The sequence below is a fragment of the Muriicola marianensis genome (genome assembly GCF_014638095.1).
Lineage (GTDB): Bacteria > Bacteroidota > Bacteroidia > Flavobacteriales > Flavobacteriaceae > Muriicola > Muriicola marianensis.
In genome coordinates this window covers 1334444-1347242 of sequence record NZ_BMFH01000001.1, presented here as the reverse complement: position 1 = coordinate 1347242, position 12799 = coordinate 1334444, and the positions used below count along the sequence as shown (strand labels likewise).

At 47.9% G+C, this 12799-nt stretch carries 14 protein-coding genes and 1 tRNA gene; 9 read left to right on the top strand and 6 right to left on the bottom strand.

The features are described from left to right. Positions 1-23: 23 nt before the first annotated feature. Entirely contained in the window at positions 24-476 is a 453-nt protein-coding gene (locus IEV19_RS06140; protein WP_188369785.1) for a retropepsin-like aspartic protease, read from the bottom strand. 39 nt (positions 477-515) lie between these two features. Between IEV19_RS06140 and IEV19_RS06135 the strand changes: the two genes are divergently transcribed. From IEV19_RS06135 to IEV19_RS06100, 8 genes are all read left to right on the top strand, one after another. Further along, a complete protein-coding gene (locus tag IEV19_RS06135; protein ID WP_188369784.1) occupies positions 516-1283 on the top strand; it encodes a TatD family hydrolase in 768 nt (255 codons plus the stop codon). A gap of 44 nt (positions 1284-1327) precedes the next feature. Next, entirely contained in the window at positions 1328-2365 is a 1038-nt protein-coding gene (locus IEV19_RS06130; RefSeq protein ID WP_188369783.1) for an asparaginase, read from the top strand. Positions 2366-2435: 70 nt separating this feature from the next. Beyond that, a tRNA-Ser gene (locus IEV19_RS06125) sits at positions 2436-2523 on the top strand. Positions 2524-2710: 187 nt separating this feature from the next. Then, positions 2711-3502 (top strand): MotA/TolQ/ExbB proton channel family protein, encoded by a 792-nt coding sequence (locus IEV19_RS06120; protein WP_188369782.1) that lies wholly within the window; start codon positions 2711-2713, stop codon positions 3500-3502. Positions 3503-3525: 23 nt separating this feature from the next. Then, on the top strand, positions 3526-3969 hold the full coding sequence (locus IEV19_RS06115; protein WP_188369781.1) for a hypothetical protein: 444 nt from the start codon (positions 3526-3528) through the stop codon (positions 3967-3969). Positions 3970-3983: 14 nt separating this feature from the next. After that, positions 3984-4592 (top strand): ExbD/TolR family protein, encoded by a 609-nt coding sequence (locus tag IEV19_RS06110; RefSeq protein WP_188369780.1) that lies wholly within the window; start codon positions 3984-3986, stop codon positions 4590-4592. Positions 4593-4611: 19 nt separating this feature from the next. Continuing rightward, positions 4612-5094 (top strand): ExbD/TolR family protein, encoded by a 483-nt coding sequence (locus IEV19_RS06105; protein WP_163691597.1) that lies wholly within the window; start codon positions 4612-4614, stop codon positions 5092-5094. A gap of 153 nt (positions 5095-5247) precedes the next feature. Further along, positions 5248-5868, top strand: a complete 621-nt coding sequence (locus IEV19_RS06100; RefSeq protein WP_229732498.1) for a porin family protein — start codon at positions 5248-5250, stop codon at positions 5866-5868. A gap of 13 nt (positions 5869-5881) precedes the next feature. On the opposite strand, the gene IEV19_RS06095 is transcribed toward IEV19_RS06100, so the two are convergent. From IEV19_RS06095 to IEV19_RS06080, 4 genes are all read right to left on the bottom strand, one after another. After that, on the bottom strand, positions 5882-6487 hold the full coding sequence (locus IEV19_RS06095; protein ID WP_188369778.1) for a phosphatase PAP2 family protein: 606 nt from the start codon (positions 6485-6487) through the stop codon (positions 5882-5884). Beyond that, a complete protein-coding gene (gene rpoN / locus IEV19_RS06090) occupies positions 6487-7944 on the bottom strand; it encodes an RNA polymerase factor sigma-54 (protein ID WP_188369777.1) in 1458 nt (485 codons plus the stop codon). Before rpoN ends, IEV19_RS06095 begins: the two co-directional genes overlap by 1 nt. 43 nt (positions 7945-7987) lie before the next feature. Beyond that, positions 7988-9421: an asparagine--tRNA ligase gene (gene asnS, locus IEV19_RS06085; RefSeq protein WP_188369776.1), complete on the bottom strand. Its 1434-nt coding sequence runs from the start codon at positions 9419-9421 to the stop codon at positions 7988-7990. 89 nt (positions 9422-9510) lie between these two features. Next, the gene (locus tag IEV19_RS06080) at positions 9511-11916 is read right to left on the bottom strand and encodes an efflux RND transporter permease subunit (RefSeq protein ID WP_188369775.1); all 2406 of its coding nucleotides are present in this window, start codon (positions 11914-11916) and stop codon (positions 9511-9513) included. Positions 11917-12082: 166 nt separating this feature from the next. Between IEV19_RS06080 and IEV19_RS13885 the strand changes: the two genes are divergently transcribed. Continuing rightward, positions 12083-12211: a hypothetical protein gene (locus IEV19_RS13885; protein WP_262890082.1), complete on the top strand. Its 129-nt coding sequence runs from the start codon at positions 12083-12085 to the stop codon at positions 12209-12211. Positions 12212-12227: 16 nt separating this feature from the next. On the opposite strand, the gene frr is transcribed toward IEV19_RS13885, so the two are convergent. Beyond that, positions 12228-12782 carry a ribosome recycling factor gene (frr, locus tag IEV19_RS06075; protein WP_188369774.1) on the bottom strand — a complete coding sequence of 185 codons (555 nt, stop codon included), beginning with the start codon at positions 12780-12782 and terminating at the stop codon, positions 12228-12230. Positions 12783-12799: the final 17 nt, after the last annotated feature.

The following is a 12799-nucleotide window of genomic DNA, read 5'->3' as shown; positions in this document are numbered from 1 at the left end:
AAATAAAGTTTGAAAAGCGCTCCTCAGGAGCGCTTTTTCTTTTTTAGGTATAGTTTACTCGATTTATAGTCGATTACAGCCTTGCCTTTTTCCAGGACATCGGCACCGATGATGCCATCTACTGGGAGAGCCTCATGGGAGGTCAGGGCCTCGTTGATATGGCTCAGGTCAAAAAGGATGATCTTGATCTTCTTTCTTTTCCAATCGCCTATCTCAAGGGTATTCTTTGTAGACAGCTGGGTTTCCATATCCGTGGCGCCTGCTCCCGCTGCCTTAACCTCTGAGGCTTTGGAGTTGAGTTTGAAGAACTCCATTTTGTCTACTCCTACACAGGTATTAGAAGCCCCTGTGTCAAGGATAAACCTCCCACTTACTCCGTTGATCGCAGCCGTTAGTTCGAGGTGATGGGTTGCAGTCAGGGTCAGAGGTACTGATACGTATTTCCTTTTTTTCAAAAACGATTTTATGCTTCCCATTCCCGTGTTTTGTGCTAAAGATAATCCTATTTTTGTCACGTGCAGATCACGGACACTCATATTCACCTGTATTCCGAGGCCTTTGATGAGGACCGTACCCAAGTAGTTGAAGAGGCGCTGGCCCTCGGCATAGATCGTTTCTTTATTCCGGCTATTGATTCCGGGTATACCGAGGCCATGTTCCAACTGGAAAAAGACTTCCCCGGGAAGGTATTTCTGATGGCCGGACTGCATCCTACCCATGTGAAAGAGAACTTCCGGGAAGAACTCGACCACGTTCGCCAACTTCTGTCGCAAAGGAAATTTTGCGCGATCGGAGAGATCGGGATCGACCTCTATTGGGACAAGACTTTTTTTGCTCAGCAACGACAGGCATTTAAGGATCAGATCGCCCTGGCGAAGGAGTACGGCCTGCCCATCGTGATCCACTGCAGGGAATCCTTCGATGAGATCTTTGAAGTATTGGAAGAAGAACGAGGGGACGACCTTTTCGGGATATTTCATTGCTTCACCGGGACCTATGAACAGGCGTTAAGGGCTATAGGCTTTAATATGAAACTGGGGATCGGCGGAGTTGCGACCTTTAAAAACGGGAAGATAGATAGGTTTCTGAAGGAGATAGGGAAGGAGCATATCGTCCTGGAGACGGATGCCCCCTACCTGGCGCCCGCGCCCTATCGCGGGAAGCGCAATCAACCCTCTTATCTCATGGAGATTCTGCGCAAACTTTCTGATATTTACGGAGTTTCTCAGGAGGAAATAGCCCGTATCACCACGGAGAACTCCAAACAGGTTTTCGGGATTTGAGAACAAATAGAACGGTTACAATATTGTAAAACACCTTTTTCTGTATGGCTGCCAAAAGAGAACACAGCAAGATTCTGCTGATCTATACAGGAGGAACCATAGGGATGGTCAAGGACTATCACTCGGGAGCCCTGAAGGCATTTGATTTTGCAAAAGTGGTGGAGGGTATCCCGGAACTGGGTCAGCTCGATTGTGCGATAGACAGTGTTTCCTTCAGATCTCCCATCGACTCCTCCAATATGAACCCCGGACACTGGGTCACCATTGCCAGCATTGTGGAGAAGCATTATTCGGATTACGACGGATTTGTGGTGTTGCACGGGAGCGATACGATGAGCTATACCTCATCGGCCCTGAGCTATATGCTGGAAAACCTGGAGAAGCCTGTTATTTTTACAGGCTCCCAATTACCTATAGGGGACCTGCGAACGGACGCAAAGGAGAACCTGATCACCTCCATACAGATCGCTGCGCTGAAGGAAGAAGGCTTGCCGGTGGTTAGGGAAGTCGGACTCTATTTCGAGAACAAGCTCTATCGGGCAAACCGAACAACCAAGATAAACGCAGAACATTTCGAAGCCTTTGCTTCTCTCAACTATCCCATCCTGGCAGAATCCGGGGTACATCTGAAAGTGCACAAGGAAAATCTCTGGCGAAACCGCATCAAAAAACCCCTGAAAGTGCACAAGGAACTCGATGACCGGGTGGCCATCCTCAAACTCTTCCCGGGCTTTAACCGCGACCTGCTCAGGGGGGTATTGGGGATTTCACGTTTGAGGGCCCTGGTCCTGGAGACGTACGGGGCTGGAAATGCCCCGACCGAAACCTGGTTGCTGGACGATCTGAAGAAAGCTATAGACAGTGGATTGTATATTGTGAACGTTACCCAGTGTTCCGGAGGAAGTGTGATCATGGGGCAGTATGAGACCAGCAGGGAGCTGGAGAGAATGTCTGTGATCAACGGTCGGGATATCACCACGGAAGCGGCTATCACCAAGCTGATGTACCTCCTGGGCAGCAAGGTTTCCGTCAGTTCATTCGGAACCATATTCGAGACTTCACTGAGGGGGGAAATGACCTAAATTTTAAGGTTTAAAATTTTAAAGATCCCGATTTTTTTTGTTTCTTGAGCGCCCGTTTCAAACGGAAAATAGAGAGGTGGCCGAGTGGTCGAAGGCGCACGCCTGGAAAGTGTGTATACACCAAAAGTGTATCGAGGGTTCGAATCCCTTCCTCTCTGCAAATGCCAATTTGGAGAAGCCTCACTCCGCGGACAAAAATTAGGATTTCTAATTTTTCCACTTATATTTGTCAAGTTGGCAAAATAGTAAGGATTTAATGTCCTGAAGTGCAAATCTTTTAATTTTTAATTGTTTATTTTTTATATCTTTAAAACCTATTAACTAACTAAATTCAAGTTAAACAAAATGAAAAGATTATTCTCGATCCTGGCTATGGCTGGGCTATTTGTCCTAAGCACAAATACGGTAAGCGCAAAAGCGAATGCAATGGCAACTAATCTCTCTGCGACTGTTGCTTCCGCGGCAATGATGATTCAGGAAACGCCAGCTGAAGAGATGGTGGAAGAAAAAGGATTCCAACAAGTTTTGAAAGAGCAGTTCATCCAGGGGGGTGCAGGCTTTATGGGAATCGTACTTCTCTGTCTGATCCTGGGTCTCGCTGTAGCCATTGAAAGGATTATTTATCTGAATATGGCGAGCACCAACACTGATAAACTCAAGCAACAGGTTGAAGACGCCCTGGCCTCCGGTGGGGTTGAAGCTGCCAAAGAAGTATGCCGAAACACTCGCGGTCCGGTTGCCTCTATTTACTACCAGGGTCTGGACAGGGCCGGTGAAGGAGTAGAGTCTGCGGAAAAAGCAGTAGTGGCATACGGTGGAGTACAGATGGGACAGTTGGAGAAGAATGTCTCCTGGTTGTCTCTCTTTATCGCTATCGCCCCTATGCTTGGATTCATGGGAACGGTAATCGGTATGATTCAGGCCTTCCAGAAAATTAGTGCGGTAGGTAACCTGAGTGCTTCCCTGATTGCAGGTGATATTCAGGTAGCTCTCTTAACCACGGTATTTGGTCTTATTACTGCGATCATCCTTCAGATTTTCTACAACTACATCATCGCCAAGATCGATGGTATAGTGAACGACATGGAAGATTCTTCGATCACCCTGATCGACATGCTGGTAGATCACAAGAAATAATAAGCGCCTAAAACCGAAAGAATATGAATAAGATAGTTAAAATAGTACTGGCCGTTTTAGGTCTAGTCTCGGCGATACTCTGGTATCAGCTTCCGGGCCAGGATATGCCGGCCTCAGAGGCTGTCCAAAGTGGCGCTCTGACGGGGATGTTTACCATTACCTACATCCTGTTGGCTGTAGCCGTGGTAGCGAGTTTGCTCTTTACCCTGATCAATTTGTTCGCTCATCCTCAAAAATTGAAAAAAACCCTCATCACCATTGGTGTTTTCCTGATTCTCCTGGGCTTTTCCTGGGCGATATCAACGGGCTCCGATGTAAACCTGGATGAGATGGCCAGAAGGGGAATTCCCACTACGGAAGAAACTGTTAAGAATATCGGCACAGGGTTGAATCTGTTCTTCGTGCTGGTAATCGTTGCAGTAGGTTCCATGCTATGGGGAGGGATAAAAAAGATGACAAGTAAATAATAAATAGACGCGTTATGTCAAGAAGAGGAGGACCACCAGAAGTAAATGCCGGATCTATGGCAGACATTGCCTTCCTGCTGCTCATCTTTTTCCTGGTTACCACAACCATCGAAACAGATGCGGGATTGGACAGGATGCTGCCTCCAATGGAACCGCCAGACGAGAATGTGGTGATCAAGCAGAAGAATATTTTTACGGTAAACATCAATAAAAGCGGCCAACTTCTGGTAGAAGAGGAGTTGACGAACCTGAAAGATCTTCGCAAGAAAGCGGTTGCCTTCCTCGACAACGGGGGAGACGGTACCTGCAACTATTGCAAGGGCCGGAGAGATGAGTCTTCATCGGATAACCCGACCAAGGCGATCATTTCCCTGAAGAACGACCGGGAGACCAAGTACGGTACCTATATTACCGTGCAGAATGAATTGGTGGGCGCCTATAACGAATTGAGGAACCGGGAAGCCCAGAGGCTGTTCGGAAGGGATTTTACGGATATGGAGGCAGAGTACCTCAATCCGGAAACGCCATCCAGTATTCGCGATGACCTGAAAGACAAGGTGCAAAGGATACAGGACCTGTTTCCACAGAAACTTTCTGAAGCGGAAACCTCAACATCAAATTAACCTTTAGGAACAATCGATTATGGCTAAATTCACAAAGAAAAAAGACGGAGATTTACCAGCTGTATCCACAGCTTCCCTGCCGGATATTGTCTTTATGCTCCTGTTCTTTTTCATGACGGTTACCACCATGAAAGACAGTTCCCTGATGGTGGAAAATACCTTGCCCAATGCGAGTGAGGTGAAAAAGCTCGAAAAGAAGGACAGGGTGCTGTACATCTATGTAGGTAAACCGACGAGGGATTACCAGAAGGTGTTCGGGACCGAGCCCAAGATTCAGCTCAATGATAAATTCGCCAACGTTTCCGATGTAGGTGATTTCATCCTTGAAGAAAGGGCCAAAAAGCCTCAGGAATTACAAAACGTACTGACCACGGCTCTCAAGGTGGATAAGGACGCTAACATGGGTCTGATCTCAGACATCAAACAGGAATTGCGGAAGGTGAATGCCCTCAAGGTGAACTATACCACCTATGAAGGGGACGCTTTCAGGAATATCCAGTAGATCCATTACATAACATTCTTATAAAACGCTCCTATTTCAGGGGCGTTTTTTTATTTCCATTAACCCAAAAGTCCTACCTTTATTAGCATGAGGCTTTTCCCGCTAATTTTATTGTCACTCTTTTTTCTATCCTTCACTTCAGCTCAGGATTCTTTGCAGCCACCTGATCTGAACTACCTGGAGGATCAGTTTTATGTGGGTCTTACCTATAATTTCATATTGAACAAACCAGAGACAGTCAACCAGCAGAATCTTTCCTATGGCCTGCAACTCGGTTTTATCAAAGACCTGCCCCTGAATGAGGAGAGAAATATTGGCCTGGGCCTGGGCCTGGGATATGCCTTTAATTCCTATTATTCCAACCTGCAGGTAGTTGAGCTGGAAGAAGGCTTCCGGTATCAGTTATTAAGCAGTGATCTGGGGGCAAAACGCAATAAGGTAGAGACCCATCTTATAGAGGTGCCTTTCGAGATTCGTTTTCGAAATTCCACCCCCTCAGAATACCGTTTCTGGCGACTGTATTTCGGTGCTAAGCTGGGCTACGTACTGGGGGGAAGAGCAAAGACCGTGACCGCAGACTTTAAAGATTCCTTCTACGTGACGGACATAGAAAAGTTCAGATATGGAGTCATGGCCAATTTCGGGTACAACACCTTCAACATCCACGTCTATTACGCCCTTAACAATCTGTTTAAGGATGGACTCACACTTGATACAGGGCAGGACCTCACCTTTAAACCCCTTAGGATCGGTTTGATTTTCTACATCCTTTGAACATTGCTGTCATTTAGAGCCAGAATTTCAGGGTAAGTAATTGGGAGACCAGCCCTACGAGAAATCCTATGAGAAGTTCTGAACGCGAATGGGCTTTCAGGTATAACCTGGAGGAGGCTACAAGGCCGGAAGCAAAGAACATAAAACTGATGGCCAGTACAATGTTGCGTTCGAAGTGGTAACTCAGGGCTATGAGAAACATAAGCATACTGCCCATTCCCATCATATGCAGACTGGTCTTAAAAGGAATGTAGAGCAGTAAGAGGCAGGTGCTGCTCGCAGCGATCAGTCCCAGAAAGAAAAAATACAATTCTATGTTGTAATTGTCGGGGATGACCTTCAGCAGGATCAGGAACAAAAGGATAAGGCTGATCATCAACGGGTATTTCCTTTCCTCCGGTTTATTGAGGAAAATCGATCCCACTACCCCGAGGTTTTTGAGTATGAAGAAACTCAGGATGGGTATGATGATGGTCAGAATAAAGACCGGCAGGATATTCCCACTCCTCATCTCCAGGGAGGTGTATTTGGGGGTGATCAGAAAATAAGACACCGTTCCCGCCAAAGGCAAAAAGATGGGGTGAAAGATATAAGACACCAGTTGAGAGAGAAATCGCATCAGATCTCCTTTCTTAAACGTGCCACGGGAATTCCCAGTTGTTCTCTGTACTTGGCCACCGTTCTTCTGGCTATAGGATAGCCTTTTTCTTTGAGGATAGCAGCCAGTTTGTCATCGGTAAGGGGTTTTCTTTTGGGCTCATCCTTCACGACTGTCTCGAGTATCTTCTTGATCTCCTTGGTAGACACGTCTTCGCCTTGCTCATTCTTCATGGATTCCGAAAAATACTCCTTGATCAGCTTGGTACCATAAGGGGTGTCTACGTACTTACTGTTGGCTACCCTCGAAACTGTGGACACGTCCATATCAATAGCATCGGCAATGTCCTTGAGGATCATCGGCCTGAGTTTCCGCTCATCTCCTGTCAGGAAATATTCTTTCTGGTATTCCATGATGGCGTTCATGGTTACGTAGAGGGTCTGTTGCCGCTGTCTGATCGCATCGATAAACCATTTGGCTGCATCGAGTTTTTGCTTGATAAAGAGCACGGCATCCTTTTGTGACTTCGATCGCTCTTTGGCGCTCTTATATCCCGCCAGCATATTGCTGTACTCCTTGGACACGTGGAGTTCGGGGGCATTGCGACTGTTGAGGCTCAGCTCCAGTTCCCCGTCTACGATCCGGATAGAGAAGTCGGGCACGATGTGTTCGATGATCCGGTTGCTGCCCGAATAGGAACCGCCCGGTTTTGGATTGAGCTTTTCTATCTCCGTGATGGCCTCTTTCAGTTCCTCTTCGGTAATGTTGTGTTTTTGAAGGAGTTTTTTGTAGTGCTTTTTGGTGAAATGATCAAAGGATTTCTCCAGGATGAGGATGGCCAGTTCTATGGCCGGACTAGGGTCTTTCCTTCTGAGCTGGATCAGCAGGCATTCATCCAGTGAACGGGCTGCGACGCCCGGCGGATCGAGTTCCTGCACGATCTCCAGCACTTTCTCAATGGTCTTCTGGTCCGTATATATATTCTGGGTAAAGGCCAGGTCGTCCATGATGTCGTTTACAGGCCGCCTGATGTACCCGCTCTCGTCCACACTTCCTACCAGGAACTCGGCAATAGCCCATTCTTCATCGTTCAGGTAAAAGGTATTTAATTGATTGATGAGGTACTGGTTAAAGGAGATGCCGGCCGCATAAGGCACGGTCTTTTCTTCATCATCGGCACTGTAGTTGCTGGTACGGGTCCTGTAGTCCGGAATCTCATCATCACTGAGGTAGTCATCAATATTGATGTCCTCCGTATTGATGGTCTCATTGTCGTTGTCCCCTTCGTAGACCTCTTCAAACTCGTCCTCAAAGGAATTTGTTTCCTCCTTCCCGGATTCCAGGGCGGGATTTTCCTCTAGTTCCTGTTTCAGCCTCTGTTCAAAAGCCTGGGTAGGCAATTGAATGAGTTTCATCAGCTGGATCTGCTGAGGAGAAAGCTTTTGAGAAAGTTTAAATTGTAAGTGTTGCTTCAGCATGGGGGCATTACATTCTCGTTATATAAAAATAACGAATTTACCGTTAGAACTCCGCATTCTGCGGTGTTCTGGGAAACGGAATAACGTCCCGAATGTTGCCCATACCGGTGGCAAATTGCACCAGTCTTTCGAATCCGAGTCCAAAACCACTGTGTACGGCCGTACCGTATTTTCTCAGGTCGAGGTACCACCAGAGTTCCTTCTCGTCTATCCCGAGATCTTTGATCTTCTGCACTAACACATCCAGCCGTTCTTCCCTCTGGGACCCACCGACGATCTCTCCGATTCCAGGGAAAAGGATGTCCATGGCCCTGACCGTCTTACCGTCTTCATTGAGGCGCATGTAGAACGCTTTAATCTTGGCCGGGTAGTCGTACAGGATCACAGGGCAGTTGAAGTGTTTTTCCACTAAATACCGCTCGTGTTCGCTCTGAAGATCTGCACCCCATTCTTCGATCAGGTACTGAAATTTCTTTTTCTTGTTCGGCTTGCTGTTCCGCAGGATATCAATCGCCTCCGTATAGGTTACCCTGACGAACTGGTTGTCAATAACGAATTTCAGTTTCTCCATTAGGCTGAGATCGCTTCTTTCGGCCTGGGGCTTTGTCTTTTCCTCATCGAGCAGCCTCTTTTCAAGGAACTCGAGGTCTTCCCCGCACTGCTGAATCACATAGCGCAGCACCTCTTTGATAAAATCCTCTGCCAGATCCATATTGTCGTGCAGATCATAGAATGCCATCTCGGGTTCTATCATCCAGAATTCAGCAAGGTGCCTCGAAGTGTTTGAATTTTCAGCCCTGAAGGTGGGTCCAAAGGTGTATACCTTCCCCAGGCCCATTGCATAGGCCTCGGCCTCCAATTGTCCCGAAACAGTGAGGTTGGTCTCTTTGCCAAAGAAATCCTCACGGTAATTAACCTCTCCTTCTTCAGTGAGAGGAGGGTTCTTGGGGTCGAGGGTGGTTACCCGGAACATCTCTCCGGCCCCTTCTGCGTCCGATCCGGTAATAATAGGAGCGTGCATATAGTAGAACCCATTCTTTCGAAAATACTCGTGAATGGCAAAGGCCAGGGCAGAGCGCACCCGCATCACTGCGGCAAAGGTGTTGGTGCGCACCCTCAAATGCGCCTGTTCCCTGAGGAACTCCATAGAGTGTTTCTTGGGTTGTATGGGGTAGGTCTCCGGATCTGCTGAACCGTGAACGATGAGCTCGGTAACCTGTATCTCCACAGCCTGTCCTTTTCCCTGACTCTCCACAAGGTTTCCCTTTACTCCAATAGCCGCTCCAGTCGCGATCTGCTTCAGTAGGCCGTCATCAAATTTCTCAAAGTCGACCACACACTGTATATTCTGCAGGGTAGATCCGTCATTCAGGGCAATGAACCGATTGCTTCTGAAAGTCTTCACCCATCCATTCACCTGAACTTCCTGACTCCTTGGGGATTCCTGCAACAATGTCTTGATCTGTGTCCTGACCATGTAATTCTAAATTCTGATTAACCCCGCAAAGATAGTCCATTGGATAGAACTATCAGGAAATGAAAACTCATAAATCGACCCCTCGGGCCTCAGTTTTCCAGGCTGTCTGTTTCGGGCAATTCATCCAGGGGAAGGATGTCTATCTGAGGTTCTTTCAGGACCGCCTTGTTCGCGATACTCCTCTCGAGTGACAGGAGCAGGGAAGGCAGGAGGATAAGGTTGGCCAGCATGGCAAAAAGAAGGGTTGCCGAGACCAGGGCCCCCAGGGCCACCGTTCCGCCAAAACTCGACAGGACAAAGACCGAAAAACCGAAGAACAGGACGATGGAAGTATAGAACATACTCACCCCGGTTTCTCTTAGGGCTGCGTAAACCGATTTTTGGATCCTCCATCGGTTAGCCGTGAGTTCCTGCCTGTATTTTGCCAGGAAATGGATAGTATCATCTACGGATATTCCGAAAGCGATACTAAAGACCAGTATGGTTGAAGGTTTGATCGGAACCCCCACAAAACCCATGACCCCGGCAGTGACGACCAGGGGTAGGAGGTTAGGGATCAGGGAGATGATGATCATCCTGAAAGAGCGGAACAGGTACGCCATAAAGAGGGCGATCAGGCCAATGGCCAGGGTCAGGGACAGGATCAGGTTTTTCACCAGGTACTTAGTCCCTTTTAAAAAAAGCAGTGCCTTACCTGTCATTGATGTGGTGTACCGGTCTTCGGGAAAGGTTTTTTCCAGGTTCTCTTTCAGCCGCATCTCGATCTCCTCCATCCGTTCGGTCTTGACATCCCTGATGTAGGTGGTGATGCGGGCCACCTGCCCGGTACTGTCCACAAAATTCTTGAGCAGGTCGCTCTCTCCCTTCGACTTCCTCGCAACGTCCATGATAAAGGTGTTTTCCTGGGAGGTGGGCAGTTGGTAGTAACGCGGGATACCGTTGTAAAAAGCCTGTTTGGAATACTTTACGAGGTCGACAACAGAGGTAGGCCTCGACAGCTCCGGGAATTCCCGGATCACCTGACTCAATTCCTCCATGCGGCGGAGGTTGGCCGACCTCAGTACGCCGTTCTTCCTCTCGGTGTCCACGACGATCTCCACGGGCATGATGCCGTCGAACTCCTCCTCGAAAAATCGTATGTCCTTGAAAAACTGGGCATTCTTGGGCATATCCTCAATGGGGCTTCCCGAGATACGAATCTGGTAAATACCGATAATACTGACAACCAGCAGGATCACGGAAGTTGCGTACACACTGATCCGTTTTTCCCGTACGATGCGTTCCATCCAGTTGACAAAAGCGTCGATCCACCTCTTGTTGAGGTGTTTCAGGTGCTTCGTTTTAGGCAGGGCCATAAAGCTGTAAATGATCGGGATGATCAGGAGGGAAAGGATAAAGATAAATATGATGTTGATGGAAGCCACGATCCCGAACTCTGTCAGCAGTTTACTGTCTGTAATGATAAAGGTGGCGAAGCCTGAAGCCGTGGTCATATTCGTCATCAGGGTAGCGTTTCCAATCTTGGAGATCACCCGCTGGAGGGACAGGGCCTGGTTACCGTGTTTCTTTACCTCCTGCTGGTACTTGTTGATCAGAAATATACAGTTAGGGATCCCGATTACGATGATCAGGGGAGGGATCAGGGCGGTGAGGACGGTGATCTCGTACCTGAGCAAACCGAGGATTCCGAAAGCCCACATCACACCGATGATCACCACACACATGGAAATGAATGTGGCGCGGAAACTCCTGAAGAAGAAAAAGAAGATCAGGGAGGTGACAACCAGGGCTGCCGTGATGAACATCCCGATCTCATCGATGATGTTCTGGGAATTCATGGTCCGGATATAGGGCATTCCTGAGACGCGTACATCCAGGCCGGATTCTATTTCGAAATTGTGGATAAGGGTTCGAAAGTCATTTAGAATGAAGTCTTTCCGCACCGAGGTATTGACGATATCCTTATCCAGATAGACGATGGTCCTGACTGTCTCACTCTCTTTGTTGAACAGTAGCTGATCATAAAACGGCAGGTCGTTGAACAGGTGGGTTCTAAGACTATCCAGAGCCTCCTGGGTCTCAGGAGGGGTTTCCATAAAGGGCTTGAGAACGAACTCCTGCAGCTCATTGTCCTTCACCAGTTCTTGCAGGTTATCTGTAGAGACCACGAATTCTACCTCCGGAAAGGCGGCGAGTTGTTTGTTCAGGATATTCCAGCTGTTGAATTTCTCAAGGGTGAACAAGGTTGAATCCCGGACGCCGATCACAATGGCGTTCCCCTCTTCTCCGAATCGGTCGAGGAATTCCTCGTACTCCAGGTTGGTAGGGTGATCATCAGGCAAGAGATTGGCTTCCGTATTGGAGAAGCGCATATTTTGCCACTGGAAACCAAAGAACACCGTAATGGCAGCAATGATGATCAGGATCAGGATACGGTTCCTCAGAATGATCCTGGCGGTCCTTGTCCAAAAGTTTTGAGAGAGCTTAGCTACCATGCGATTCTTTAAAATGCCCAGTTCCAAATACTCCGTGAGGGTATGGGACCAGGGGGCTTATCTAAAGCGGGTCAAAGGTAGAAAATGCAGTGCAGTGTTCCTAGTCTAAGCCTTGTGAATCCACTATCTTTATAAGATTACCGCCGGGTTCAAAAAGGGAAGAAGGGTGTCTGAACACAAGAAATTCTGGAAATTCGAACGCAGGGTCTATCGGGTGCTGATCGTACTCTGTACTCTGGCCCTGATAGTCGCTATACTGGCCTGGTATTTTCTGGGGGAATCAGGGAATCCCTGAATTACGGAATCTGAGATCAGACCTTCATGATCTCTGCCTCTTTCACTTCCAGGATCTTGTCTATCTTTTTAACATAGGTGTCTGTAAGTTCCTGAATGTCGATTTCGGCATTTTTTTCAAGATCCTCTGAGATGTCGAGGTTTTTGATCTCTTTGTTGGCTTCCTGCCTTGCGCTGCGCACGCTTACCTTGGCGTCCTCGGCTTCTGCCTTAGCTTGTTTGACCAGCTGTATCCTTCGTTCTTCTGTCAGGGGCGGAACATTGATGATAACGAAGTCGCCGTTATTCATGGGGTTGAAGCCCAAATTTGCATTCATGATCGCGGTCTCAATTACCTGTAACATGCTTTTCTCCCAGGGCTGAACCGAGATGGTCCTGGCGTCCGGAGTATTGATGTTGGAGACCTGAGAGAGGGGCGTCATGGAACCGTAGTACTCGACCATAACGGAAGAAAGCATGGCCGGGCTCGCCTTACCGGCCCTGATCTTTACCAGTTCCTTTTCGAGATGCGCAATGGCCGCATCCATACTTTCCTTGGCAGAATCAATGACAAATGTAACCTCTTCGTTCATGAATTGATTTTAAAACA

Bases quoted from the DNA above. Each gene is read 5' to 3' on its own strand.
- IEV19_RS06140 (WP_188369785.1), bottom strand. From the start codon at position 476: ATGGGAAGCATAAAATCGTTTTTGAAAAAAAGGAAATACGTATCAGTA.
- IEV19_RS06130 (WP_188369783.1), top strand. From the start codon at position 1,328: ATGGCTGCCAAAAGAGAACACAGCAAGATTCTGCTGATCTATACAGGA.
- IEV19_RS06120 (WP_188369782.1), top strand. From the start codon at position 2,711: ATGAAAAGATTATTCTCGATCCTGGCTATGGCTGGGCTATTTGTCCTA.
- IEV19_RS06115 (WP_188369781.1), top strand. From the start codon at position 3,526: ATGAATAAGATAGTTAAAATAGTACTGGCCGTTTTAGGTCTAGTCTCG.
- IEV19_RS06110 (WP_188369780.1), top strand. From the start codon at position 3,984: ATGTCAAGAAGAGGAGGACCACCAGAAGTAAATGCCGGATCTATGGCA.
- IEV19_RS06105 (WP_163691597.1), top strand. From the start codon at position 4,612: ATGGCTAAATTCACAAAGAAAAAAGACGGAGATTTACCAGCTGTATCC.
- IEV19_RS06095 (WP_188369778.1), bottom strand. From the start codon at position 6,487: ATGCGATTTCTCTCTCAACTGGTGTCTTATATCTTTCACCCCATCTTT.
- rpoN (WP_188369777.1), bottom strand. From the start codon at position 7,944: ATGCTGAAGCAACACTTACAATTTAAACTTTCTCAAAAGCTTTCTCCT.
- asnS (WP_188369776.1), bottom strand. From the start codon at position 9,421: ATGGTCAGGACACAGATCAAGACATTGTTGCAGGAATCCCCAAGGAGT.
- IEV19_RS06080 (WP_188369775.1), bottom strand. From the start codon at position 11,916: ATGGTAGCTAAGCTCTCTCAAAACTTTTGGACAAGGACCGCCAGGATC.
- frr (WP_188369774.1), bottom strand. From the start codon at position 12,782: ATGAACGAAGAGGTTACATTTGTCATTGATTCTGCCAAGGAAAGTATG.